Below are 23,468 nucleotides of genomic sequence, written 5' to 3'. Positions count from 1 at the left end.
GCGACGGCGAGATCCTTACCACCCCGAACGAACCGGGGCGGGAGGTTTCGCGGCGCCACGGGCGGTCACCGGAACGTCATGATGTTTAGCCCCCCCGATTGAGCGGAGTCAACGTGCGCCGCACAAAATCTGTCGCGGTGCAGTGGGGAATCGGGGGGTGGCGTTCGTTCCCACGGCATTGGATACTTCGACCCGTCCGGCGCTGTTCGCGCCCCGAAACAGGCCCCCGACAATCTTATGGCAGGAGCTTCCAAAATGCCCACACCCCGTTCCCCATCCGCCGTGCTCGCCGCCGGTGCGCTGGCCGCCGCCCTTGGCGCCGCCGCCGCTCCCGCCCAGGCCGAGACCTTCCGCTGGGCCTTCCAAGGCGATTTCCAGGCGCTGGAGCCCTATGTCCTGAACGAGACCCACACGCTCGGCACCCTCAGCAACGTGTTCGAGGGCCTGGTCCGCCGCGACCAGAACCTTGGCGTCGAGCCCGCGCTGGCCGAATCCTGGGAGCTCGTCGATCCCACCACGTGGCGCTTTCACCTGCGCCAGGGTGTGACCTTCCACAACGGCAATCCGTTCACCGCCGATGATGTCGTCTTCTCGTTGGAGCGCGCGGCCAAGCCGGGCTCCGACATGTCCAGCCGCGTCGCGGCGGTCGAGGAGGTGCGCAAGATCGACGACTTCACCGTCGAGATCGTCACCAACGCGCCCTATCCGATCCTGACCTCGGACATGACCGACCTGTTCATCATGGACAAGGAGTGGGCCGAGGAACATGACGCGGTCGAGCCGGCGAACATCAAGGACGGCGAGGAGAACTACGCCACCCGCCACGCCAACGGGACGGGTCCGTTCATGGTGACCGAACGCCAGCCCGACGTGCGCACCGTCTTCGTGCCCAATCCGAACTGGTGGGATACGGCCACCCACAACATCACCGAGGCGATCTTCACCCCCGTGACCAGCGACGCCACCCGGGTGGCCGCCCTGCTGTCGGGCGAGATGGACCTCGTCTACCCTGTGCCGTTGCAGGACGCGCCGCGCGTCGAGGCCGCCCCGGGCGTCGAGATGCTGACCGGTCCGGAGCTCCGCACCATTTTCCTGGGCATGGACCAGTGGCGCGACACCATGTTCGAGGGCAGTGTGACCGACGCCAACCCGCTGCAGGACGCGCGCGTGCGCGAGGCCTTCTACCGCGCCATCGACATCGAGGCCATCAAGCAGAAGATCATGCGCGGCAACAGCTATCCGGCCGCGCTGCTGATCGGTCCGCAGGTCGCCGGCTTCGATCCGGCGCTGAACGAGCGACCCGCGTACGATCCAGAGCGGTCGAGAGAACTGCTGGCCGAGGCCGGCTACCCGGACGGCTTCGAGATCGGCATGGACTGCCCCAACAACCGCTACGTCAACGACGAGGCCATCTGTCAGGCGGTCGTCGGCATGCTGGCCAAGGTCGGCGTTCAGGTGAACCTGCTGGCGCAACCGAAGAGCAAGTACTTCGCCAAGGCGCTGGCCTACCAGACCAGCTTCTATCTGCTGGGCTGGACGCCCTCCAGCCTGGACGCGCACAACCCGCTACGCGACCTGATGACCTGCCGCGAAGAGGGCCAGGGTAAGTTCAACCTGGGCGGCTACTGCAACCCGCGCGTCGATGAACTCGCCGACGCCATCCAGAGCGAAATCGACCCCGAAAAGCGTCAGGCGATGATCTCCGAGGCCTACGCCATCGTGAAGGACGACTGGGGCTACATCCCACTGCACCAGCAGCCGCTGTCCTGGGGCAAGCGGGAGTCCATCGACCTGCACCAACGCGCCGACAACCAGTTTGAACTGAAGTACGTGACGGTGGAATAGGGCCGGCGTCCGGCGGGACGGGGCGGGACGGGGCGGGGCGACGTTCTTGTCCCGTTCCGCCACGCCAACGACTCGCCCCGCCCATCACCGATCCCCATATCGCCAGAGGTGAGACGTTGGCATGGGAGGGACACACGCCATGAGCAGACTGACGGTTTCCCTTTCCGATGATCTGACGGCTTTTGTCGGCGAGCAGACGACAGAACAGGGGTACAAGAGCGGCGGCGACTACGTTCATGACCTGATCCGCAAAGAACGCGACAGGCAAAGCTTGCGGGGCCTGTTGCTGGCCGGCGCGGCGTCCGAACCAGATGCCCCGGCCGATGCGGCGTGGTTCCAGGCGTTGCGTGATCGCATTCGAAAGAGCGCGGATTCGTGACCCGAAAGGCCGTCGTTCCGCGCGCCTTGGCGCGTGCCGACATCGAGGCGGCCGCAGAATTCTATCGGGAAGACAGTGGTGCCGCGCTGGCCCTTGCCTTTGTTGATGCCGTTGAGCCCGCTCTCAACCATGTCGGCCAGTTCCCGGCCAGTGGGTCGCCTCGGATTGGCGTGGACTTGGACCTTCCGGACCTCAGGTGCTGGCCCGTCAAACGATTTCCTTACTTGGTGTTCTACATCGAACACCCGGATCATGTGGATGTCTGGCGCGGTCTCCATGAGAGATCGGACGTGCCGGCATGGCTTCGACCTTCGGAAGGCGCCCAGGACATGGGAATGCGCTGATCCGGACACGTCGAGCCGTTGGCGTCCGACGGGATGGTGGCCTATATTGGACGATACGGCCCCGCCGGGCCGAAGCAGGAGCACGCAAAGGACCCCCCATGAGCGAGACCGACACCGAAACCGCCGCCGACCGCGCCACCGACGACACCCCCATCGACCCCAAGCTTCTGGAAATCCTGGTCTGCCCGCTGGGCAAGGGGCCGCTGGAGTACGACCGAGAGAACCGCGAGCTGATCAGCCGGCAGGCCGGCCTTGCCTTTCCGATCCGCGACGGCGTGCCGATCATGCTGATCGACGAGGCCCGCACGCTGGACGACCCCGCCCCCGGCTCGGGCTTTCCGGCGGCATGAGCGAGGCCCCCTCGCCGCGCGTGCCCGTGGACATCGCCGTCAGTCGGGCCGACAAGACCCTGACCCTGAGCTACGCCGACGGCACCGTTCATGTGCTGCCGGCGGAGTTCCTGCGCGTCCACAGCCCCTCTGCCGAGGTCCAGGGCCACAGCCCCGACCAGCGCCAGATCGTCGCCGGCCGGCGCCACGTCGGCATCATGGACCTGGAGCCCATCGGCCATTACGCCGTCCGCATCGTCTTCGACGATCTGCACGACAGCGGGCTGTATCGGTGGGACTACCTGTGGGACCTGGGGCAGAACCGCGCGGCCTATTGGGAGGGCTACCTCGCCGACCTGAACCGGGCCGGCAAGAGCCGCGATCCCTGACCGCACCGCTCCCCGCCGACGCAATACCAGACTATTTTAGTCTTGATTTATCGGAGGCATCCGCTTAACTCACCGGATGAGCCCTTGCCGCCGACAGGATCACGGAGCCGCCGCCATGTTCATCCAGACCGAGCCCACCCCCAATCCCGCCAGCCTGAAGTTCCTGCCGGGTCGGGATGTTCTGGGCGACGGCACGGCACAGTTCGGCGACGCCGCCTCGGCGGCCCGTTCGCCACTGGCGGCACGGCTGTTCCGGATCGAGGGCGTGACGGCCGTGTTCCTGGGGTCGGACTTCATTTCCGTCAGCAAGACGGACGGCGCCGACTGGCAGGTCCTGAAGCCGATGGTGCTGGGCGCCATCATGGACCACTACACCGCCGGCGAGCCCATCCTGGCAACGGAGAGCGTCGGCGAGGCGGAGGCCGTGGCGGACTCGCCCATCGCCAGCCAGATCAAGGAACTGCTGGATACCCGCGTGCGCCCGGCGGTGGCCCAGGACGGCGGCGACATCATCTTCCACGACTTCCGCGACGGCGTGGTCTATCTGCACATGCGCGGCGCCTGCCACGGCTGCCCGAGTTCCACGGCGACCCTGAAGCACGGCATCGAGAACCTGCTGCGCTACTACGTGCCGGAGGTCGAGGCCGTCGAGGCCGTGATGTAGGACCGGCCCGCTGGCCCCTGGCGGAATCGCGACCATCGGCGCGCTTGTGGCCATGGCCGCAAGCATCGGCGGGGCGCGACTGGCCACCCGGCGCGGCCGGGCCGGCACCATGCAGGTCTACATGACGGCATCGGCCTTGATGGCCCTGGCGTTCGGCTGGCTGGCTGACCGGCCTGCCCTACCCGCTTCTGGCGCTCGCCGCCATCGTGTACGCTGGCCTGATCCAGCTCGACTCGGCGGCGCTGACCGCGGGCGCGGTGGAGACCGCGCCGGCCGGCCGGCGCGGGGCCACGCTGGCGGTGCATTCGCTGCTGGGTTTCGGCGCGGCGTTCGTGGCACCGGTCGCCTTCGGCCTGACACTGGATCTGGCCGGCGGTCGCGAGACCCCGGCGGCCTGGGGCGTGGCCTTCGCCATGGTCGGCGCCGTCGGACTGCTCGGCGTGCCCGCGCTCATGCTGGCGCGGTCAAAGCGTGGGCGCGGGCCAAATCGTCCGGCGCGTTGAGGTTCATGAAGGGGTCAACCGGATCCGTGGGCCACGCGACGACCGCCGCGCGGTGCCGCGCGGCCCAGCGCCGCGCCGCGCGCAGGGAATCGTGCTCCATCGCCACGCGCAGCGCCGGGGCCAGCGCAACCGGCCACAGGCCGACGACGGGATGATCCCGCCCGCCCGACGTGGCCACGGCCATGTCCGCCCCCTCCGCCACCCGCGCCTGCCACAGCCTGGCGAGCAGGTCGGGCGGCGCGAACGGCGCGTCCCCCGGCACACTCACCAGCCACGACACGTCGGGATGCGCGGCCGCCGTCCACTCCAGCACCGCCAGCAGCCCCGCCAGCGGACCGGCAGGACCGCCGTCGGCCTCGAACAGCGGATCGGCCACGACGGGCAGGCCGAACCCGTTGAACCGCGCCGGGTCCCCGTTGGCGTTCAACAGCACCGGCCCGGGCCAAGGCGCGAGCCGGTCCAGCAGGTGCGCCAGCACCGGCCTCCCGTCGCCCAGGAGCAGAAGGGGCTTGTCGGCACCGCCCATGCGCCGCGCCGCGCCGCCGGCCAGAATGCCGAGAGCCACCCGCTGCGGCACGGTCATTCGGGTGGGGTCTTTCGATGCCCGGACAGGTCGGAAATGGCGGGCGCGCGGCCACAAAGAGGGCAGTCCGGGTCCGGCTTGAACCTCACCGAGCGAACGTCACCCGCCAGCGCGTCGAACAGCAGCAGCCGCCCGGCCATGCCCTCGCCGATGCCCAGGATTTCCTTGACGGTCTCGGTGGCCTGAAGGCTGCCCATAACCCCCGCGATGGCCCCCAGGATGCCCGCCTCGCCACAGGATGGGACCGCATCCGGCGCCGACGGTGCCGCAAACACACAGCGCAGGCAGGGACCACCCGCGTGGGTCTTGTAGACCGAGAGCTGTCCGTCGAAGCGCAGCACGGCCGCCGACACCAGCGTCTTTCCGGCGAAGTGACAGGCGTCGTTGAGCAGGAAGCGCGTGTCGAAATTGTCGGAGCCGTCGCAGACGAGATCGTAGTCGGCCAACAGTCCCGCGACGGTGTCGGCGGTCAGGCGGGTCCTGTGGGGGATCAGACGGACGTCCGGATTGAGCCTCTCCACCGCCCGCCGCGCGCTCTCGACCTTGGGCGTACCAAGGTCCGGTCCGCCGTGCAGCACCTGGCGTTGCAGGTTGGACAGGTCCACCGTGTCGTCGTCCACCACGCCGATGGTGCCGACCCCGGCGGCGGCGAGATACTGGATCAGCGGCGAACCCAGCCCGCCGGCGCCGACCACCAGAACGCGCGCGGCGAGCAGACGCGCCTGACCCGTGCCGCCCACCTCGGGCAGCACGATATGCCGTGCGTAACGTTGGATCTGCTCGTCGGTGAAGTCGGTCATGGCCGAACTCCGGAGATCGGCGCCCCCCTACTCCGCCGGCAGGGCGTCGAGCTGTCTCTGGATGGCGGCGCGGGCCGGCTGGTCCTCGGGAATCTGCACGAGCAGCCGCTCCCAGAGGTCGCGGGCGCGCGCCACGTTACCGTCCTGAGCCGCCCCCAACCCGATGAAGTACAGGGCTTTAGCGTTTTCCGGATCCTGCTCCAGGACGGCCTCGTAAAGCTCATAGACGCGCGCGGGCGGCTCCACCTCACCGGCGGCGCCCATGGCGCCCAGCATGATGTCGGCGGCATGGATGAGCACCGCCGGATCCTCCGGCGCCTGTTCGGCCGCGCGTTCGGCGGCCGCCACGGCCCCGTCCCACTCGCCCAGCACGCCGCGCGAGTCCGCCAGACGCAGCCAGCCCTCGACATCGTCCGGATTTTCCTCCAGCCGAGCCGCCAGACCTTCCACCATCCCGCGAATCATGGCCTGTTCGTCTTCGTTGAAGCCCTCGCCCGGTTCCCGGGCGGCATCGGCCTCCGCCCGCATACGCGCGCCCGGGTCACCGGCCTCACCCTCATCGTCGGTGGTTCCCGGCGGCGCCAGCAACTCCACGGCACCGGATTCCAGTTCCAGCGGATGCGCGGGCGCAACGCTCTCCAGCGGAATCCCCGCTTTCTGCGAGACCACGGCCAGGCCCTGCGACACCGTGGACATCCAGGGCGCGTCGGACGGCAGATCGGCCGCCAGATCGATCCAGATGGCCAGCGCCCGCTTCGGGTTCCCATCCTGAGCGGCCCCCATGCCCAGATAGAACCGCGCCCGCCACTCACCGGAGTCGGCGCGCAGGGCGTCCAGGAACTGCTGGCGAGCACGCTCGGTCACCCGGCCCTGAGCATTGATGACCATGGACTCGCCGAGTTCCCCCAGCGCAATGGCCCGTTCATCCTCCGGCAATCCCAGGTCCCGAGCCTTTTCCAGGGCCTCGACCGCCTGATCGTGCAGTTCGGCCTGCCGATAGGTCCGGCCCAGCGCCAGCCAGGCCTCCGCGCTCTCCGGCGCCCGCTCCACGGCCGCGCGGCGGTCCTCGATCTCACCGCGCACCTCGCCCGGCAGGCCGGCCATCTGCTCCTGCTCCGCCTGGGCAACGCGTTGGGCGTGCGGCTGCCCCGGCAGCCAGGGGGAGCCGATCACCAGATACAACGCCAGAGCGCCCATGGGGATGACCGCGAACACGGCGGCGAGGGTCGCGATTCCCCAGGGACCCTGTTCGATGGCCCGGGGGATCAGACCGAACAGACCAACGTTGGCGGCGTCGCGATCCTTGCCGCGCCCCCCCTTTTTGGCGCCACCCTTCCGATCACCGGCCGCCGCCAGCATGCGCCGCTGCACCTCGACCCGGGCGGCGGCGGCCTGATCCTCGGTCAGCAGCCCGCGCGCAAGGTCGCGGTCGATCTCCGACAACTGGTCCCGATAGACGGTCAGATCGTACTCGCCGCGCTCCGCTCCCTCCTGATCGCTGGAACGCATCAAGGAGAACATCAGAATGGCCATGACCACGGCCGAGATGATGGCGACGTTGATCCAAAGCAGAATCATGACCGCCCTCCCCGGCGCGCCTTCGGCTTGGTGTGATCCGCCCGGGCCTTTCCGGTGGTCTCAGCCCCCTCGCCCCGTTCCGCCAGAAGCGTCCGCAACTGCGCCTTTTCCTCGTCGGTCAGGGGCGGAGGCGCCGCCGGCGCCGCGGCCTTGCGGCGATAGCTGAACACCACGGCGAGGACCGCCCCGATCAGGATCAGGGCCGGCCCGAACCACAGCACATACGTGGTCGGTTTGAAGGGCGGGCGCAGCAGAACATAGTCACCGTACCGATCCACGAGGTATTGCTTGACTTCCTCGTTGCTGTCGCCCTCCAGCAGGCGGTCGCGCACCAGAAGGCGCATGTCCCGGGCCATGTCGGCGTTGGATTCGTCGATGCTCTCGTTCTGGCAGACGACACACCGCAGGTCCTTGCTGACCTCGCGCGCGCGCTCTTCGAGGGCCGGATCCTCCAACATCTCGTCAGGCTCGACGGCGCCCGCAGACCCCGCGCCGACCGCCACCGCCAGCGCGACCGCCGCACCGGCAACCACGCGCGCGATGGCCCCTGTCCCTGTCCTTGCCTGTTTGTTCCCGGGTCTCATGGCGTGCTGAGGTCCTCGATCAGCGGGCGCAGGGTTTCCGCCCACACCTGTGCGGTGATGGGGCCGATATGCTTGTATTGAATCACACCGTCGGCATCGATCACGAAAGTCTCGGGCGCGCCGGTGATCCCGAACTCGATGGCGATGCGGTTGGTGGTGTCATAGCCGACACGGTCATAGGGATCGCCATGACGCCCCAGCCAGCGCAGGGTGTCCTCCGGCTGATCCTTGAACGCGATGCCATGCAGTGGCGCCAGCCCCTCCGCCCGGATGCGCTTCAGCATGGCATGTTCCTGGAGACAGGCCACGCACCAGGACCCGAAGAAGTTCAGCAGCGTGACCTGCCCCTTCAATTCGTCGGGGCCGGTCAACGCGCCCTCCCGCCCGGGCAGGCCGGCCAGGGTGAACGCGGGCACCGGCCGGTCCAGCAACACCGACGGCAGCTTGCGGGGGTCCTTCTGCAAACCGACGATGAAGAACCCCAGAAGCACCGCGACCAGCGCGAGGGGAAGGAAATAGACGATCCTGCGCATCATCAATCCCCCGCCTCGGAGTGCCGGACACGCGGCTTCGTGTTCAGGCGTTGCATCATCGCGCCGCCCCCCGTGCCGAAGCTCCACCCACCGGAGCGGCGGTACGGGCGCGCGCCCGGGTGGGCGCGCCGATGCGGTGGCGCCGGTCGGTCAGGGACACCAGTCCGCCCAGCCCCATCAGAAGCGCGCCGTACCACAGGAAGGGCACGAACGGCTCGTGATAGAATCGGGTCACAAAGGCGCCCGGCCCGTCATCGGGCGACGGGTCGCCGATGACGGCGTAGTGATCCGTGATGCCATCGGTGTGGATCGCGGCCTCGCTGGTGGGCATCGGCGGATCGGTATAGGTGCGCTTCTGAGGTTCCATGACCGCCAGCACCGCGCCGTCATCCCGACGCAGAATGAAGCGGCCCTGCACGGCATCATAGTTTGGCCCCTCCACGCGTTCAGCGCCCCTGAACTCGTAAGCGACCCCGCCGATCTCCACCACCTCGCCCGGCGACATGACCTGGATGGACTCGCCCTTCCAGGCCGTGTTGCCGACCACGCCCATGACCAGAATCGCCATCCCGGCGTGCGCCAGGGTCATGCCATAGGCGGCGCGCGGCAGGCCGGCGGCGCGCTTCAGGCTGGTCACGGGGTCGACGCGAAACAGATGAACGCGCTCGGCCCACTCCACAAGCGTACCGATGAGCAGCCAAGCGCCCAGCCCCATGCCGAAGGCCGCGCCGACGTCGGTCAAAGCACCGCCGGCCGCCACGTAGGTTCCGGCGAACACCACGGCGGCGGCCACCAGAGCCAGCCACAGACGCCGCGCCGCGCCATAGGCATCGCCGCGCTTCCAAGCCAGCATGGGACCGAGAGCCATCACCAGAACCATGGGCACCATCAACGGCACGAACACGGCATTGAAGAACGGCGGCCCCACCGAGACCTTGCCCAGGTTCAAAGCGTCGGCGAACAGCGGATACAGCGTGCCCAGCAGCACCGTGGCCGATGCCGTGCTGAGCAGCACGTTGTTGAGCAGAAGCGAGCCCTCGCGCGAGATCGGGGCGAACACGCCCCCCGCCTTCAGTTGCGGCGCCCGCCACGCGTACAGCGACAGCGACCCCACCACCGTTACCGCCAACAGCAGCAGGATGAACACGCCGCGCGTGGGATCGGTGGCGAAGGCGTGCACGCTCGTCAGCACACCAGAGCGCACCAGGAATGTCCCCAGCAGCGACAGCGAGAAGGTGACGATGGCCAGCAGGATGGTCCAGCTTTTCAGAGTGTCGCGCTTCTCCACCACGATGGCCGAGTGCAGCAGCGCGGTCCCCGACAGCCAGGGAATGAACGAGGCGTTCTCGACCGGATCCCAGTACCACCAGCCGCCCCAGCCGAGTTCGTAGTAGGCCCACCAGCTTCCCAGGGCGATGCCCAGGGTCAGGAAGATCCAGGCCAGCAGGGTCCACGGCCGCACCCAGCGCGCCCAGGCGGCGTCCACCCGGCCCTCGATCAGGGCGGCGACAGCGAAGGAAAAGGCCATCGAAAAGCCGACGTAGCCCAGGTAGAGCATGGGCGGATGGAAGGCCAGTCCCGGGTCCTGCAACAGCGGGTTCAAACCGCGCCCGTTCAGAGGCGCGGGATCGATGCGCTCGAACGGATTGGACGTAAACAGAATGAACAGCAGAAACCCGACCGTAATCATGGCCTGGACCGACAGCGCCCGCGCCCGCAGCGTCGGAGGCAGGTTGCGCCCGAACACCGCCACCGCGAGGCTGAACACGGCCAGGATCATAATCCACAACAGCAGGGAACCCTCGTGGTTCCCCCACACACCGCTGATCTTGTAGAGCAGCGGCTTGTCGGTGTGAGAGTTCTGGAACACGTTGCTGACAGAGAAGTCAGACACGATAAAGCTGTGGGTCAACGCCGCAAACGCCACGCCGATGGTCAGGAACTGCGCCACCGCCGCCGGGCGCGACAGCTCCATCAGCGCCAGATTGTTCCGCTGCGCGCCGATCAAGGGCACGATGGCCTGCACCAGGGCAACACACAGGCCCAGCGCCAGCGCGTAATGGCCGATTTCGGGGATCATCGCCGGACTCCTCGCGCTCCGGGGCTCAGTGGGACGTCTGTTCAGCGCCGCCGGTCGACCGCACAGCGGCCTCGGCGCCTTCCAGCCCTTCTTCCCAGTAGCCGCTCTCCTTCAGGGAGTCGGCCACCTCCGGCGGCATGTAGTTCTCGTCATGCTTGGCCAGCACGCTGGCCGCCGTGAACAGACCGTCCGGACCAAGCTGACCCTCGGTCACCACGCCCTGCCCTTCCCGGAACAGATCGGGCAGAATACCGGTGAAGGTCACCGGGATGGTGTGAACCAAATCCGTGACAACAAAGCGGACGGTTTCCCCGTCCTTCTCGACGCTGCCTTCCTCGACCAGTCCGCCCAGCCGGAAACGCTGGCCGGGCGCCACCTCGCGCTCGGTCAGGTCGGTCGGACTGTAGAAATACAGCAGGTTGTCGCCGATGGCCGTCAGGACAAGAGCGGTCGCTCCGCCCAACGCGAGCATGCCCAGGCCCACAAAATACAGTCTGCGCTTCTTACGTGTCACGCGCGACCTCCGTCATCGGGGAGTGTGATTGCGTTGAAAGCGTCCCCGTCTTCGGTCCCGTCGCGTTGTCCGTCCCTCGTGTCCATCGTCGAGTCTCCGTCCCGTTCCCCCTGGTCCGGAGTCTCCGTCCCGCGCCGGCGTCGGCTGGCGCCGGCCGCCTGCAACTGACTCAGTGTCCGCTCGTCGCGGCGCAGACCTGCCCGGACAGACACATACAGTCCGACCATAACCACGGCCGCGATGCCATAGGACGGCCAGACGAAGCCCGCATAGCCGTCCATGTTCAGATAGGTGATCAGGCTGTCCACAACAGTCCCCGCCGCATCCCACGTTCCGTTGCCCACCACATTGTCGGCCTACCCTTGAACCTCGGCCAAGCGTAGCGACCGGACCTTCGCCGCCGCGATCTCGCGGCGGATGCCCAGCAACAGGGTGGTGACATAATACGCCTTGAAGGCGATGGCCATGGCGAACAGCGGAATCAGCATGGACCCGTCGATGGCGATACCGCTTTCGCCGACCGGGTTGACGCTGGCCGGCTGATGCAGGGTGTTCCACCAATCCACCGAGAACTTGATGATGGGAATGTTCACCCAGCCCACCAGCGCCAGCACCGCCGCCGCCTTGGCGCCGCGCTGGCGGTCATCGAAGGCGCCCGCCAGCGCCATGTAGCCCAGGTACAGGAACAGCAGGACCAGCATGGAGGTCAGGCGCGCGTCCCACACCCACCACGTGCCCCACATGGGCTTGCCCCACAGGGCACCCGAAACAAGGCAGATGAAGGTGAACACCGCGCCCACCGGCGCCGAGCAGCGCGCCGCCAGATCGGCCACCGGATGACGCCAGATCAGCGCGACACCGCTGGCGATGGCCATGCAGGTGTAAACGAACAGACCCATCCAGGCCGACGGCACATGCACATACATGATGCGCACGGTCTCGCTCTGCTGATAGTCGGGCGGCGAGAACACCAGGGCATAGGACAGGCCGACCGCGAACGCCAGCACCATCACCCCGGTGCTCCAGGGCAGGACGGCATTGGCGATGCGAAGAAAACGGGTGGGGTTGGCGTAGCGGTGCATGATCCCTTCCGGCCCAGGCGCGGGCATGTCGATTTCGTGACGGGACCTTAGCCCCTGCAGCGCTGGATTTCCAGTCGAACCGGCACGCTGTGGTCAGGATCCGCCCTCGCCCACGATTTCGCGCAGGCGCGCCGCCATATCGGCGGCCGGCTCGCCGTGGCGGAAGAACGCGGCCAGCGTCCCGTCCGGCGCCATCAGGTAGGTGATCGCGCTGTGGTCCAGCAGATAGGGCGCGGCGCTGTCGGGCTGTTCGACCTTGGCGAAGTACACCTTGTAGGCCCGGGCCGCCGCCGTGACCTGCTCCACGGTGCCGGTCAGACCCATCAGCTTGGGATGAAAAAAACCGGCATACTCGGCCACGTCTGCCGGACGGTCACGCTCCGGATCCACGGTGACGAACAGCGGCTGGATCCGCTCGACAATGGCCGGATCGAGCGCGTTCAAGGCGTCGGCCATGGTCTGAAGGCTGGTCGGACAGACGTCCGGGCAATACGTATAGCCGAAGTAGACCAGGAGATACTGGCCGGGGAACGAGGAGTCGGTGACGGTCTCGCCCGCTCCGTTGACCAGGGTGAACGGCCCGCCGATGGGCGTGTCGGCGTCGATCTCGACCGACAGCCCGCCGGCGTGGGTCTCCGCCGGCTCCTCGCCCACCAGGAACTCCAGGCGCGGCAGCAGACCCACCGCGAGCACCACCAGGACGATACCGACTCCGCCCAGGATCGAGATCAGGTTTCGGGACACCGCTCTATCTCTCCATCACCCGCGCGACGGCACCATCAACGTCGCCTCGCCGTCCACGACAACCTTATCCCGCACCGTCGCCGTCGTCTTGAGCACTGCGAACTTTTTGTCCGGCATCAGTTCGGTCACCTCGACGCGGGCGCGCACGGTATCGCCGATCCGCACCGGCGCCTTGAAGCGTAGCGACTGGCTGACATAGATGCAGCCCGGCCCCGGGAACTTGGTGCCGAACAGGGCGGAGATGATCGCGGCACTGAGCATACCGTGGGCGATGCGGCCCTTGAACATGGTGCCGGCGGCGTACTCCTCGTCCATGTGCGCCGGGTTCGTGTCGCCAGAAACCCCGGCGAACATCAGGATATCGGCCTCGCTGATGGTCTTGCCCAAGCTCGCGGACTGGCCGACCGCCAGATCCTCGAAATAGGTGTGGACGATGCCTTCCATGGTCCGTGCCTCCGGCTCCGGTGTGGGATCGCCGCTCACGGTAGAGTGACACGGAGGGTCACGCAAGGCGTCCGCCGTCGGACGTCATCCGCTCGTTGCGACTGACTCTCCACACTCTTTGTAGTATTCGGGACCGGTTCGGTATGTCTGGTGCCCGCACCGTGATCCCCTCGGTTCGTCGGGCGCGGGCCGGATCGGAGTCCCTGTCCCGATCCCGCGTGATCCTCGTTCACCGCTGTCCGCACATCTCCACCAACGGGAGCCGTCGCCATGCCCGCCCTGCCGCGTGCCGCCATCTGCTCGACCCAGAGCATCTCCTGCGTCCAGATTCACCCGGCCGACGGGTCGGAGCCCCAGGTGGCGGTCCCGTTTCAGACAGGGACGATCCGCCAGGTCCTGGTCCTGAGCGGAACCGAGGTGCTCGTGTTCGCGCCCAACGCCGGTCTGGCCGTATATGACCTGACCGAGCGTCGCGTGACCCGCCGTACGCGGTTCCTGGCGCCGTGGGGCACCTCCCTGGTCCGCATGGACGCCGGCCGCGCCGTGACGTTCGGCCTCGACTGCATTTCGGTCTGGCGGCTGGACACGCTGGAGCAGGAGGTGGCGTTCTCCAGCTTCCGCCGGCGGGACGGCGATCTGTGGGGCCCGGTGACCGAGGCCGACGGGCCGGTCGACCCGGACACCGCGCCGCCGGAGGGCCTGCCGCTGAACCTCGGGACCCTTGCGGGCACGGGGCGGGAGCTGGTCGGTGTCTTCTCCGGGCACGCGCGGCTGGGCCAGCCGGACCAGGGGATCTGGCGGATCGCCACCGATCCCTGGCGCGCCACCTTTCATGCCATCAAGGACCCGTCCTTCCGGGACCGGAACAGGAACCAGCGCCGCCTGCGCTGGCTCAGCCCTGATGGCCGTTTCGCGCTCCGCTCCGACTACGCCACGCTTCCCGTCGCCGGAACTCCGAAGGGCGCTCCGGGCGGCCGACTGGGCGGGACGCTCCGCGCCTTCGGACGGCGGGGCGTGTCCAAGCCGTCCGACGACCACGGCCCGCCGCGTGTCGGCCTGACATTGGAGTTGTGGCGGATCGACGGCGGCTCGCCGGTGGCGGAGCGCTCGCTAGTCGTCCGCATGCTCTCGGAGGCGGATCTGGGTTGGGTGCGACAAACCCCGGCCTTTGAGGGTTTGTTGCCCCGTCTCCACACCCTGGGTCGCGAGTTCCAGAAACAGCCGCTCGTACTTCCGAGCGACCCCGAGGCCCTCTCGGCGCTGGAGGAAACGCTGGCCCCCTTGCGCGCCCTGCATGGTTTTCTGGACGACGTTCTGTGGGCGCCATCGGGCGACGCGTTCTGGGTGAAGTTCGCGTCGTCGGACGTGCGGGGTGTGCGTCTGGACGGGCATGTCACGCCCCTGTTCCGCTTCGAACACTGGCCCCACGACGGCACCCGGACCCAAACGTCGTGGCACGACAAGCTTTCCCTCTCGTGGCGGAATGACAACACGCTGGCGCTCGGGCATCCGTCGTTCGGCTGGACCCTCTTGCACGTGGACGGGATCGAATGGGCGCCGCCCGAGGACGGCGGAGCGCCAGACTCGCGCGCCACCGTGCTCGTGCCCGATACCCCCGACACCGTCCTGCCCCCCTGCGACGACCGGCTGAACTCCGAGGCCGTGGAACGCGTGACGAAGACACCGATCGCCGCCTTGCCCGCCTTCACCGCGCCGGCCGTGATCGAAACCCTCGATGCGCTGACCCACCGGATCGAGACCGACGTCGACAGTCTGTTGTGGGGCAACGATCTGGCACTCACGACACACCTCAATTTCGACGTGGGCGGCGCGGTGTGGGACGAAGAGAGGTTCTTCCGGGGCCTGATCGAGGCCAACCTCGTCGATGCGGCACCGGCCCTGCGGCGCCTGCTGCTGGCCTGGGTCCGACATCCCGAGGCGAACCGGCTTCAAGAAGCCTACGCCGACGATCTCACCGGCGGCTTCGGACGGGCGCTGCAGACCCTGATGTGCCTCGATCCCGACTCCCTGGACGTGTTCCGGCTGTACCTGAAGTGGCGCGACACCGAGCACGAATGCTCGGCGCATCAGGTGGCGTTCCCGGCCTACCTGGAGCGGTTCGGATGGCGGGACGAGGCGACGATCCGCGCCGGCACCGCGCTGATGGTCGATCTGATGGCGGGCGGCCACCGGGGCCCGTCCGGTCCCTGGTTCGAGCCCGGATACTGGGAACGGGTGAGCGCGATGATGAGCCCAGAGCGGTTCGCGGCGCTCGTCGCGGAGGACATGGCGACGATGGTGGACAAGGAAATCACACCGGAGGAGGAAGCCGACGGCGTGGTGGACGAGTTCACCGAACAGGTCCTGGACGCCCTGCGGGAGTGCCTTTCCCCCGACGATCCTTTCCAGGCGGCCGTGGCCCAGCTGCTTTAGGAACGGCGGATCACCGCCGACCTACCGCCGCCCCGCCCGCGCGCCCGAACGCGCCCCTTGGGCCAGCCGCAGCAGGGCGCGGGCGCACACCACGTCCGGCGACGGGCCGAAGCCCTTGCAGTCCGCCTCGGCCTCCAGCAGCACGTCCAGCGCCTGCCCCAGCCGCGCGCCGCGCCAGCGGTCCACCTGGGCCACCACGCGGGAGCGGATCTTGAACATCACCGGCGGCTTCAGGGCCGAGACCGCCTGATCGGGCGACTTGCCCTCGGCCACCGCGCCAGCCGCGACATGCAGCCGCAGGAAGTGGCGGGACACCCCACGCAGGACCTGAACCGGGCCGGTCCCGGAGCGCAACAGCCGGTCCAGCACCCGTTGCGCCGTGGCGTCGTCGCCGTCGGCCACCGCAAGGGCGAGGTCATCCATGCCCAAGGCCGCCGTGTCGCCGATGCAGGCGACGACCTCGGCCAGGGAGATTTCCCCACCCTCGCCCTTGTACGTCACCAGCTTGTCGAGTTCCGCCCGTGTCAGCAGCCGGTCGCCCCCCAGATGGCCCAGCAGCCAGTCCATGGCGTCGCGCCCGACGCTCATGCCGTGGGGCTGCAGGGTCTGGCGCACCACCTGCTCCAGCGCCAGTCCGTCATCGACATAGCAGGGCAACGCGGCAGCCGCCTGGGCGCCCTCGAACACCTTGCGCAGGGCGGAGCGCGGCCCGAGTTCGCCGGCCAGCACCAGAACCAGCGCGTCCCCGGCGCCGCTGAGCACCGACTCCACGGCGCCGGCCACGGCGTCGCCGGCGTCCATCAGACGCACCACCCGGCGCCCCCCCATCAGGGACTGCGCCGCCGCCTCGTCCGCCAGCCGGGCCGGATCGTCCTTCAGCGCGCCGGCCGCCATCTCGGTGACCCGAAACGGATCGTTGACGTCGCCCGCGACCGCGACGGTCAGCGCGTCCAGGCGCTCGCGCGCCAACCCCCGGTCGGGGCCGTAGACCAGCACGGCCCGCATCGACGGATCGGGCGAGGCGACAAAGGCGGCAGCTTTATTGGCTTGAATCTTCATGGGCGGGCCGGAGCACGGGTGAACAGACACTGCGGAATGATGGGGGCCGAGCCGGAAAGGTCCAGAAAAACCTGACCGCCGCGGCCCTGCCCAAAATTTCGCCGACGCTTTTCCGTTGACGGTTCGTTCATCACTGGGGCAGCTTTTCGAAACAGGCACGCCGCCTCGCGCGACAGAAACCCGCGCGACGCCGAAACCGGCCCGGGACCAAGGGGACTTGTAATGGGGGAAACCGCCCCACCGTTCGATGAAATGAGTGACACGGGCGCGACGGTTCGCGCGCCTTACCAGACCTATCGCGCATGGCTCGACACCGCCGCCCCCGACCTGCTGTCGCGCCGCCATGCCCAGGCCGACATGCTGTTCCGGCGCATCGGGATTACCTTCGCGGTGTACGGCGAAGCCGCCGGGGCCGAACGACTGATCCCGTTCGACGTCATCCCCCGCATCCTCAGCCGCGACGAATGGAAGATGCTGTCGCGAGGCGTCTGCCAGCGCATCCAGGCCCTGAACCGGTTTCTGCATGACGTCTATCACGACCAGGAGATTCTGAAGGCCGGCATCGTGCCCGGCGATCTCGTGCTCGGCAACGAGTTCTACCGCGAGGAAATGAAGGGCTTCACGCCGCCCGGCGGGGTCTATGTCCACATCGGCGGCATCGACGTCGTGCGCACCGGCGAGAACGATTTCCACGTCCTGGAGGACAATCTGCGCACCCCGTCCGGCGTGTCCTACATGCTGGAGGACCGGGACATCATGATGCGCCTGTTCCCGGACCTGTTCGATGCCTACTCGGTGGCGCCGGTCAACCACTATCCGCAGGCGCTGCTGGCCAACCTGTGCCACGTCGCGCCGGCCGGCCGCGACTCCCCGACCGTGGTGCTGCTGACGCCGGGCCAATTCAACAGCGCCTATTTCGAGCACGCCTTCCTGGCCGAGGAAATGGGCGTCGAACTGGTGCAGGGGCATGACCTGTTCGTCGAGGACGACGTCGTCTTCATGCGCACCATCGAGGGGCCGCGCAGGGTGGACGTGATCTACCGGCGCATCGATGACGACTTCCTCGACCCCAAGGCCTTCCGGGCCGACAGCATGCTCGGCGTGCCGGGGTTGTTCGAGGCCTACCGCAAAGGCCGGGTGACCCTCGCCAACGCCATCGGCACCGGCGTGGCCGACGACAAGGCCATCTATCACCACGTCCCCGATATGATCCGCTTCTATCTGGGCGAGGAACCCGTGTTGGCCAACGTCCCCACCTGGTTCCTGAAGCATGACGACGACCGGGCCTACGTGCTGGAGCACCTGTCGGAATTGGTGGTCAAGGAGGTTCACGGCTCCGGCGGCTATGGCATGCTGATCGGCCCCAAGGCCAGCACGCAGGAGATCAGCGCCTACCGCGAGCGCATCATCGCCGATCCGGCCAACTTCATCGCCCAACCGACGCTGGCGCTGTCCACCTGTCCGACGTTCGTTGACCAGGGCATCGCGCCGCGCCATGTGGACCTGCGCCCGTTCGTTCTGACGGGCCAGACCACCACCGTCGTTCCGGGGGGGCTGACCCGCGTGGCGCTCCGGGAGGGCTCGCTGGTGGTGAACTCTTCCCAGGGCGGCGGCACCAAGGACACCTGGGTGCTGGAGCGCTGACCGCCATGCTGAGTCGCACCGCCGATAACCTCTACTGGATGGCCCGTTACATGGAGCGGGCCGAGAACATGGCCCGCATCCTCGACGTCAGCCACCGCATGTCGCAGTTGCCCGGCGGCCAGGACCAGACACGCGAATGGCTGCCCGCGCTGATCATTTCCGGCCAGGACGACGCCTACGCGGCCCGCCATGACGAGGTCAACGCCGGACACGTCATCGCCTACATGGCGCTGGGCGGCGACAATCCGTCCTCCATCCGCGCCACCCTGCTCGCCGCGCGGGAAAACGGCCGCGCCGAACGCAACATGTTGCCGACCGAGGTGTTCGAGTGCCTGAACACGACGTGGCTAGAGATGCAGGACATCCAATATTCGCGGCTGGTGGAACGGGGATTTCGCGAATTCTTCGACTGGGTCAAGGAGCGCTGCCAACTGTTCACCGGCATCGTCGCCGGCACCATGCTGACCACGGACGCCTACTACTTCACTCGCCTGGGCAGCATGCTGGAGCGCGCCGACAACACCGCGCGACTGCTCGACGTGAAGTATCATGTGCTGGTGCCCGACGACGGCGAGGCCGACGAGGCCGTGGACTACTATCAGTGGGGCGCGGTGCTGCGGGCGATGAGCGCGTTCAAGGCTTACCGCACCATTTTCCGCGACACCATCAAGCCGCGTCAGGTGGTGGAACTGCTGGTGCTGCGGCGCGAGTTCCCGCGCTCGCTGCACGCCTGCTACGCCGAGGCGGCGCCGATCCTGGAGACGCTGCGCACCAATTCGGAATGCACCCGGCTGGCCGGCGAGATGCACGCCCGCCTGCGCTATGGCCGGCCCCAGGACATCACCCGGCGTGGCCTGCACCGCTACCTGACGGACGTCATCACCCGCAACGATCAGCTTTCGAATGAAATCGCGCGGACATTCCTGTTCGAGACAACGCGGTAAGGACCGCTTAATCCACGCACCGTTCCAGGAAGTCGAGCAGCGGCCCCCACTCGTCGCGATGAGACTGAACCCGCGCGCCGGCCGTATCGAACAGCGTCAACCCTTCCGCGGCGGCATTGGCGTATTGCTGCGTATCACGCAGACGCGCCACGACCGGAAACTCAAGGTCGGCCAGGAACGCGTCGAGCCGATCCGCCGCGCGGGTCCGCGCCCGCACGCGATTGGCCAGGAACGCCACATCGCGGCGGTTCTTGCGCACCGGCTTGAGTTTCAGAAGCTGACCCAGGAAACGGCGCGTCCCGTCCTCGTCGAAGGCGGAGGGCAGCACCGGCACGATGATCGTATCGGCCTGTGCGACCACATCCTTGACCGTCTGTTTGGTCATGGCCGCCGGGCAGTCCACCACCAACCGGTCCAGCTTCTTCGGCAGCTTGCCGTCCTCGACGTCCAGGTCCACCGCCAAAATCGCCGACAGACCCTGGGGGCGACGGCCCAACCAGGCGCGCGCGCTCTGCTGACGGTCCAGATCAGCGAGACCCGTGCGAAATCCGCGCCCGGCGAAGTGCGCGGCGATATGGGTGGCCACGGTGGTCTTTCCGCACCCACCCTTGCTGTTGGCGACGGCAACGATGAACATGGCATGAGCCTAGTGGAGATCGGCACGAATTGGAAACACAGCGTCAGCCGCACGGCCCCTTCGGAATGGCGGGGGGCGAACCGCGTTGTGTGAGACCAAACGCCCGCAATGCGCCCTAATGGGACGATTCGATGTTCGTGTCATCGAACAGACCGGTTGGAAATCCATCCATGCTGCGGACGTTCTTCTCGCGCTGGTAGACCAAAAGACCCTCTTCGCCCTTCGCCTCGGCCCACCGGTCCAACGCATCGCGCGACCCGCGATGATCATACAAGGGCACGCCGAAGCCGCAGGAGGTCTGCACCAGATCAACGTCCAGCACGACGATCTGGCGCGGTCCAATCGGTTCCCGGCCGTCGAAGTGCCGGGCCAGCATCGCCGCATAGTCCGCTCCGCCGCGCCGCAGGACCCGGCCGCGACCGTACAGGCGCAGGATCATGGGGGCACCCTCGAACGCACAGAACATCACGGTCAACCGTCCGTCCGCGCACAGGTGGGCGGCGGTTTCGTTGCCGCTGCCGGTGCGGTCGAGATACGTGACGGTGCGGTCGTCGACGATCCGGAAACAGTCGGTGCCGCGCGGCGAAACATTCACGCGGCCCGTGGCAGCGGCCGACGCCACGAAGAACATCTGCTGTCGTTCGACGAAGGCCCGGTGTGTCCCTGTCAGGGTCTCGTATTGGCGTGCCATGGCGGTCCTCAGTCCACGTCGTGGCCCACTTCCGGACCCCAGTCTTCCGTCAGTTTCTTCTGCTGCGCCTTCAGCCGGGCGATGCGGCGATCAGACGTCATCTGCATGAAGGTCCCGATGATCTGCGGTGTGGTCATGTAGATCAACCAGCCGAGCGCCGCCGCGCCGTAAATCATCATCAGCGCGAAAACGTCGCTGATCATGGCCGTGGCATGCTCCAACGACCCGTCCTCGAACCACAGTTCGAACAGACCGGGACACCCCGCCGCGAAATTCAGGCCGCCCACGCACAGCCAGCCGGCGCGGCTGGCCGACCGGTCCACCACCAGCGCCACGGCGGTCGGCAACATGGTCACCACCAGATACAGGACCGTCGGCAAGAACAGAAACAGTCCGACCGCGAACAGAAGCACACCGCCGATCTTGGCGGAGAACCCAACTCCCATACCTTGTGCTCCCTCTGCTACGACGGTTTCACCCTTGTGTTCGTCCCAGCCGGCGACCGTCTTCAGAGCAGATAGCCCATCAGAACAATCACAGTGGTCACGATGCCCACCCCCACCGAACCGGTGGCCGCGACACGCTGGCCATTGCGTTCCGCATTCTTGTCCGCGCCGACCTTTCCGGCCTGCATGGCGTGGATCTGCTGCTGCGTCATGGCCCATTCGGCCCGAGCGCGCTGAAACTCGTCGAAGTCGGCCTTCCGCTCGTCGGCGTCATCGACGAAGTTGTAAAGCTCGGGAAGGCTTCCCTTACGCACGAGTCGGGGCACTTCCTGCTCCAGTGACCGGCGCCGCTCGCGGCTTTGATAGCTGTTGATGACAGGCCCGATCAGGCCGCCGACCCAACCGCACAGCCCATGCACCGCCTCAGGCCCCAGGCGCCATTGCAGAACCGCCAGCAAACTGAGCATCCCAAGCGTGGACCGTTTCGGGGCATCCTCGTTCAACGCCAACAACTGCGGCCCGATATCCTTCGGAAACCGAGCGGCAATGAACGCCGTCATATGCCGGTCAAGGGGATTGCCCTTGGAGTCCATGCGGGCGGCGAGCTTGTCAAGGACCGGGAGGACGTCCCGGATCTCCAGCACGAATTCTCTGGACACCAACGGACTAAGACAGTACTGGTTGTCGTTCATTTCATAAAGGCATCGCTCCAATCCAAAACCTTTTCTCATTCCGTCCTGTAGGTGCTCCCTCAATTCCTTGTATGTGCTTGTCAGTTGCACGAATTCTGGGGAAAACTTCTCGCGGACACCTAGCCACATCTTGGGAATGTCGCGCATAATCAAATCCGTCACGAGCCGGGTATCCTTGCCACGGATCATCTGCGCGGACAGAACACCGCCAATGCCGTCCAGGTGCGCCCGCAACTCCCGATATCGGATGGGCGCGTCCCGATCCAAAACGATCAGGACGTTGGCCAACGCAACGTCCTTCACTGCGGACGTGTTTCCTTCCCCGAAGGCCGTGGCGTTCCGGATCCCCATCGCCACCTGATCGGCCAACTGGTTGTCCTCCAGCCCGCGCCGCAGCCAGATTTCGAGCTTGCCCTCCAGCACCACCGGGATGGCCCTGTCCCAGTTGTTGGCCATCGCATGCGCCAGATGGCGCGGCGCCAAATACTCCTGGTTCATGAACACGAACGCCCGCTGCGCCCGTTTGAAGGGCCGGGCCTGAACCGGCGACATCCGCCGCCCGTTGAACCACAGGTCGGCCTGTTCGAAGTCCCAGCGCTGGCCCACATCATCCGCCAGCAGGCCGCGCAAAACCTCGATCATGTTCAGGGGAAGGCGCAGATCGCTGGCTAGCGTCGGATACGAGCCATGGTGCAGCTTTCGCGTGACGATCTCCAACTCGCCGAGCCCCGCCGTCGGGTCCCGCCCGACGAGAAGCATGACCATGGTGACCCCGAGAGCATAAAAATCGTCATCGTACCCGCCAACGCCCCGTCCTTCCGGATTGCACATCGCGGATTCGATCGGCTCGCACACGACGGGTTGATCCATCGCCGCCGGCCCGGTGGTGCAATCGCCCAAGACGATCCGGCTCTGGCTGGCGTCGGTCCAGTACATATTGGTGGGACGAATGGCGCGATGCGTCACACCGTGATTGTGCATCTCACCAAGAGCGACGCAAAGAGGACGCAGGATATTCTTGACGAAGTGCTGATCGGTGATGGGCCTGATGGTCTCGGTCAGGCTGGTCATCACCCGCCCGCCCAGCGGCTGCTCGTAGATCAGCGCCACGCGCACGGCATCCAGAGGCGGCCACTCGACCACGCCCCATTCCACCAGTCCCATTAATCCCGGTGTGCGGACACCACGCAGGTGCTTCATCACCTGAACACGGGCCGGCATTTTGCCCGTGACCACCAGTGCGAACAGCGCCCGTCCCTTCTGGCGTTTGTCCTCCGCGGCATAAGCCGTCGCGTTCGGAGTATCCAGAGACGGCAACGGGGTTTCGTAAAAGATATCGAAGCGATCCTTCAGCGCGACCGTCGGGCCGGTTCCCGTGGCCGCCATGCCGGCCAGGGCAGCCCCCTCTTTCACACTGTCCTTTTCCGCCGCCATCCGCCCGCCCTTCTCAAGGAGCACGCTAGCCGCCGTCGGCGCCTACGAGCCGCGAGCCAGCACCCGCCCCATGGACGAGCGAAAACCCGCTCG

The 23,468-nt window shown here is 67.2% G+C and carries 26 protein-coding genes; 10 read left to right on the top strand and 16 right to left on the bottom strand.

Going from position 1 to position 23,468, the window contains the following annotated elements:
- Window positions 1-255: 255 nt before the first annotated feature.
- From BLS85_RS08660 to BLS85_RS08630, 7 genes are all read left to right on the top strand, one after another.
- The gene (locus BLS85_RS08660; protein ID WP_092785270.1) at window positions 256-1,845 is read left to right on the top strand and encodes an ABC transporter substrate-binding protein; all 1,590 of its coding nucleotides are present in this window, start codon (window positions 256-258) and stop codon (window positions 1,843-1,845) included.
- Between the two features lie 139 nt (window positions 1,846-1,984).
- A complete protein-coding gene (locus tag BLS85_RS08655) occupies window positions 1,985-2,224 on the top strand; it encodes a ribbon-helix-helix domain-containing protein (RefSeq protein ID WP_092785267.1) in 240 nt (79 codons plus the stop codon).
- Window positions 2,221-2,568, top strand: coding sequence for a type II toxin-antitoxin system RelE/ParE family toxin (locus BLS85_RS08650; RefSeq protein WP_092785265.1), 348 nt, complete (start codon window positions 2,221-2,223; stop codon window positions 2,566-2,568). The genes BLS85_RS08655 and BLS85_RS08650 overlap by 4 nt, the downstream gene beginning before the upstream one ends.
- A gap of 98 nt (window positions 2,569-2,666) precedes the next feature.
- Window positions 2,667-2,918 (top strand): Trm112 family protein, encoded by a 252-nt coding sequence (locus tag BLS85_RS08645; protein WP_092785263.1) that lies wholly within the window; start codon window positions 2,667-2,669, stop codon window positions 2,916-2,918.
- Window positions 2,915-3,286: a gamma-butyrobetaine hydroxylase family protein gene (locus BLS85_RS08640; RefSeq protein ID WP_092785260.1), complete on the top strand. Its 372-nt coding sequence runs from the start codon at window positions 2,915-2,917 to the stop codon at window positions 3,284-3,286. Before BLS85_RS08645 ends, BLS85_RS08640 begins: the two co-directional genes overlap by 4 nt.
- 115 nt (window positions 3,287-3,401) lie before the next feature.
- Window positions 3,402-3,950: a NifU family protein gene (locus BLS85_RS08635; protein WP_092785257.1), complete on the top strand. Its 549-nt coding sequence runs from the start codon at window positions 3,402-3,404 to the stop codon at window positions 3,948-3,950.
- 206 nt (window positions 3,951-4,156) lie between these two features.
- Entirely contained in the window at window positions 4,157-4,453 is a 297-nt protein-coding gene (locus tag BLS85_RS08630) for a hypothetical protein (protein WP_092785254.1), read from the top strand.
- On the opposite strand, the gene mobA is transcribed toward BLS85_RS08630, so the two are convergent.
- The 11 genes from mobA to BLS85_RS08575 all read right to left on the bottom strand — a co-directional run bounded on the left by mobA (window position 4,401) and on the right by BLS85_RS08575 (window position 13,395).
- Window positions 4,401-5,036 carry a molybdenum cofactor guanylyltransferase MobA gene (mobA, locus tag BLS85_RS08625; RefSeq protein WP_092785250.1) on the bottom strand — a complete coding sequence of 212 codons (636 nt, stop codon included), beginning with the start codon at window positions 5,034-5,036 and terminating at the stop codon, window positions 4,401-4,403. The genes BLS85_RS08630 and mobA overlap by 53 nt on opposite strands.
- The gene (locus BLS85_RS08620; RefSeq protein WP_092785247.1) at window positions 5,033-5,836 is read right to left on the bottom strand and encodes a HesA/MoeB/ThiF family protein; all 804 of its coding nucleotides are present in this window, start codon (window positions 5,834-5,836) and stop codon (window positions 5,033-5,035) included. Before BLS85_RS08620 ends, mobA begins: the two co-directional genes overlap by 4 nt.
- 27 nt (window positions 5,837-5,863) lie before the next feature.
- Window positions 5,864-7,414, bottom strand: a complete 1,551-nt coding sequence (ccmI, locus tag BLS85_RS08615; RefSeq protein WP_092785244.1) for a c-type cytochrome biogenesis protein CcmI — start codon at window positions 7,412-7,414, stop codon at window positions 5,864-5,866.
- Window positions 7,411-7,998: a cytochrome c-type biogenesis protein gene (locus BLS85_RS08610; RefSeq protein WP_092785241.1), complete on the bottom strand. Its 588-nt coding sequence runs from the start codon at window positions 7,996-7,998 to the stop codon at window positions 7,411-7,413. The genes ccmI and BLS85_RS08610 overlap by 4 nt, the downstream gene beginning before the upstream one ends.
- Window positions 7,995-8,534: a DsbE family thiol:disulfide interchange protein gene (locus tag BLS85_RS08605; RefSeq protein WP_245699149.1), complete on the bottom strand. Its 540-nt coding sequence runs from the start codon at window positions 8,532-8,534 to the stop codon at window positions 7,995-7,997. The genes BLS85_RS08610 and BLS85_RS08605 overlap by 4 nt, the downstream gene beginning before the upstream one ends.
- Before the next feature lie 52 nt (window positions 8,535-8,586).
- A complete protein-coding gene (locus tag BLS85_RS08600) occupies window positions 8,587-10,611 on the bottom strand; it encodes a heme lyase CcmF/NrfE family subunit (RefSeq protein ID WP_092785238.1) in 2,025 nt (674 codons plus the stop codon).
- A gap of 25 nt (window positions 10,612-10,636) precedes the next feature.
- Window positions 10,637-11,125: a cytochrome c maturation protein CcmE gene (gene ccmE / locus BLS85_RS08595; RefSeq protein ID WP_092785235.1), complete on the bottom strand. Its 489-nt coding sequence runs from the start codon at window positions 11,123-11,125 to the stop codon at window positions 10,637-10,639.
- Window positions 11,122-11,433, bottom strand: coding sequence for a heme exporter protein CcmD (ccmD, locus tag BLS85_RS08590; RefSeq protein WP_092785232.1), 312 nt, complete (start codon window positions 11,431-11,433; stop codon window positions 11,122-11,124). The genes ccmE and ccmD overlap by 4 nt, the downstream gene beginning before the upstream one ends.
- Window positions 11,434-11,481: 48 nt before the next feature.
- A complete protein-coding gene (locus tag BLS85_RS08585) occupies window positions 11,482-12,207 on the bottom strand; it encodes a heme ABC transporter permease (RefSeq protein WP_092785229.1) in 726 nt (241 codons plus the stop codon).
- Window positions 12,208-12,300: 93 nt separating this feature from the next.
- On the bottom strand, window positions 12,301-12,951 hold the full coding sequence (locus BLS85_RS08580) for an SCO family protein (RefSeq protein WP_245699148.1): 651 nt from the start codon (window positions 12,949-12,951) through the stop codon (window positions 12,301-12,303).
- 15 nt (window positions 12,952-12,966) lie between these two features.
- Window positions 12,967-13,395 carry a MaoC family dehydratase gene (locus BLS85_RS08575; RefSeq protein ID WP_092785226.1) on the bottom strand — a complete coding sequence of 143 codons (429 nt, stop codon included), beginning with the start codon at window positions 13,393-13,395 and terminating at the stop codon, window positions 12,967-12,969.
- A 270-nt stretch (window positions 13,396-13,665) separates the two neighbouring features.
- Here BLS85_RS08575 and BLS85_RS08570 point away from each other — a divergent pair, with 270 nt between their 5' ends.
- Window positions 13,666-15,828: a hypothetical protein gene (locus BLS85_RS08570; protein ID WP_092785223.1), complete on the top strand. Its 2,163-nt coding sequence runs from the start codon at window positions 13,666-13,668 to the stop codon at window positions 15,826-15,828.
- Window positions 15,829-15,849: 21 nt separating this feature from the next.
- Here the strand turns inward: BLS85_RS08570 and holA are convergent, their stop codons facing one another.
- Entirely contained in the window at window positions 15,850-16,887 is a 1,038-nt protein-coding gene (gene holA, locus BLS85_RS08565) for a DNA polymerase III subunit delta (RefSeq protein ID WP_092785220.1), read from the bottom strand.
- Window positions 16,888-17,109: 222 nt separating this feature from the next.
- On the opposite strand from holA, the gene BLS85_RS08560 reads away from it, so the two are divergent.
- Window positions 17,110-18,531: a circularly permuted type 2 ATP-grasp protein gene (locus BLS85_RS08560; RefSeq protein ID WP_092785218.1), complete on the top strand. Its 1,422-nt coding sequence runs from the start codon at window positions 17,110-17,112 to the stop codon at window positions 18,529-18,531.
- A 5-nt stretch (window positions 18,532-18,536) separates the two neighbouring features.
- Entirely contained in the window at window positions 18,537-19,475 is a 939-nt protein-coding gene (locus tag BLS85_RS08555) for an alpha-E domain-containing protein (RefSeq protein ID WP_092785215.1), read from the top strand.
- A gap of 7 nt (window positions 19,476-19,482) precedes the next feature.
- Here BLS85_RS08555 and BLS85_RS08550 read toward each other — a convergent pair whose 3' ends face one another.
- The 4 genes from BLS85_RS08550 to BLS85_RS08535 form a co-directional block, all read right to left on the bottom strand.
- A complete protein-coding gene (locus BLS85_RS08550; RefSeq protein WP_092785212.1) occupies window positions 19,483-20,112 on the bottom strand; it encodes a ParA family protein in 630 nt (209 codons plus the stop codon).
- 115 nt (window positions 20,113-20,227) lie between these two features.
- Entirely contained in the window at window positions 20,228-20,803 is a 576-nt protein-coding gene (locus BLS85_RS08545) for a pyridoxamine 5'-phosphate oxidase family protein (RefSeq protein WP_092785209.1), read from the bottom strand.
- Between the two features lie 8 nt (window positions 20,804-20,811).
- The gene (locus tag BLS85_RS08540; RefSeq protein WP_092785206.1) at window positions 20,812-21,249 is read right to left on the bottom strand and encodes a hypothetical protein; all 438 of its coding nucleotides are present in this window, start codon (window positions 21,247-21,249) and stop codon (window positions 20,812-20,814) included.
- Between the two features lie 62 nt (window positions 21,250-21,311).
- Window positions 21,312-23,399 carry a protein kinase family protein gene (locus BLS85_RS08535; protein ID WP_245699147.1) on the bottom strand — a complete coding sequence of 696 codons (2,088 nt, stop codon included), beginning with the start codon at window positions 23,397-23,399 and terminating at the stop codon, window positions 21,312-21,314.
- Window positions 23,400-23,468 lie beyond the last annotated feature (69 nt).

The sequence above is a fragment of the Rhodospira trueperi genome (assembly GCF_900101965.1).
In the GTDB taxonomy this organism is placed as follows: domain Bacteria; phylum Pseudomonadota; class Alphaproteobacteria; order Rhodospirillales; family Rhodospirillaceae; genus Rhodospira; species Rhodospira trueperi.
Note: the sequence above shows the minus strand (reverse complement) of the source record. Positions and strands in the feature narration are given on the sequence as shown.

Bases quoted from the DNA above. Each gene is read 5' to 3' on its own strand.
- BLS85_RS08660 (WP_092785270.1), top strand. From the start codon at position 256: ATGCCCACACCCCGTTCCCCATCCGCCGTGCTCGCCGCCGGTGCGCTG.
- BLS85_RS08655 (WP_092785267.1), top strand. From the start codon at position 1,985: ATGAGCAGACTGACGGTTTCCCTTTCCGATGATCTGACGGCTTTTGTC.
- BLS85_RS08645 (WP_092785263.1), top strand. From the start codon at position 2,667: ATGAGCGAGACCGACACCGAAACCGCCGCCGACCGCGCCACCGACGAC.
- BLS85_RS08640 (WP_092785260.1), top strand. From the start codon at position 2,915: ATGAGCGAGGCCCCCTCGCCGCGCGTGCCCGTGGACATCGCCGTCAGT.
- BLS85_RS08635 (WP_092785257.1), top strand. From the start codon at position 3,402: ATGTTCATCCAGACCGAGCCCACCCCCAATCCCGCCAGCCTGAAGTTC.
- mobA (WP_092785250.1), bottom strand. From the start codon at position 5,036: ATGACCGTGCCGCAGCGGGTGGCTCTCGGCATTCTGGCCGGCGGCGCG.
- BLS85_RS08620 (WP_092785247.1), bottom strand. From the start codon at position 5,836: ATGACCGACTTCACCGACGAGCAGATCCAACGTTACGCACGGCATATC.
- ccmI (WP_092785244.1), bottom strand. From the start codon at position 7,414: ATGATTCTGCTTTGGATCAACGTCGCCATCATCTCGGCCGTGGTCATG.
- BLS85_RS08610 (WP_092785241.1), bottom strand. From the start codon at position 7,998: ATGAGACCCGGGAACAAACAGGCAAGGACAGGGACAGGGGCCATCGCG.
- BLS85_RS08605 (WP_245699149.1), bottom strand. From the start codon at position 8,534: ATGATGCGCAGGATCGTCTATTTCCTTCCCCTCGCGCTGGTCGCGGTG.
- BLS85_RS08600 (WP_092785238.1), bottom strand. From the start codon at position 10,611: ATGATCCCCGAAATCGGCCATTACGCGCTGGCGCTGGGCCTGTGTGTT.
- BLS85_RS08585 (WP_092785229.1), bottom strand. From the start codon at position 12,207: ATGCACCGCTACGCCAACCCCACCCGTTTTCTTCGCATCGCCAATGCC.
- BLS85_RS08575 (WP_092785226.1), bottom strand. From the start codon at position 13,395: ATGGAAGGCATCGTCCACACCTATTTCGAGGATCTGGCGGTCGGCCAG.
- BLS85_RS08570 (WP_092785223.1), top strand. From the start codon at position 13,666: ATGCCCGCCCTGCCGCGTGCCGCCATCTGCTCGACCCAGAGCATCTCC.
- holA (WP_092785220.1), bottom strand. From the start codon at position 16,887: ATGAAGATTCAAGCCAATAAAGCTGCCGCCTTTGTCGCCTCGCCCGAT.
- BLS85_RS08560 (WP_092785218.1), top strand. From the start codon at position 17,110: ATGGGGGAAACCGCCCCACCGTTCGATGAAATGAGTGACACGGGCGCG.
- BLS85_RS08555 (WP_092785215.1), top strand. From the start codon at position 18,537: ATGCTGAGTCGCACCGCCGATAACCTCTACTGGATGGCCCGTTACATG.
- BLS85_RS08550 (WP_092785212.1), bottom strand. From the start codon at position 20,112: ATGTTCATCGTTGCCGTCGCCAACAGCAAGGGTGGGTGCGGAAAGACC.
- BLS85_RS08545 (WP_092785209.1), bottom strand. From the start codon at position 20,803: ATGGCACGCCAATACGAGACCCTGACAGGGACACACCGGGCCTTCGTC.
- BLS85_RS08540 (WP_092785206.1), bottom strand. From the start codon at position 21,249: ATGGGAGTTGGGTTCTCCGCCAAGATCGGCGGTGTGCTTCTGTTCGCG.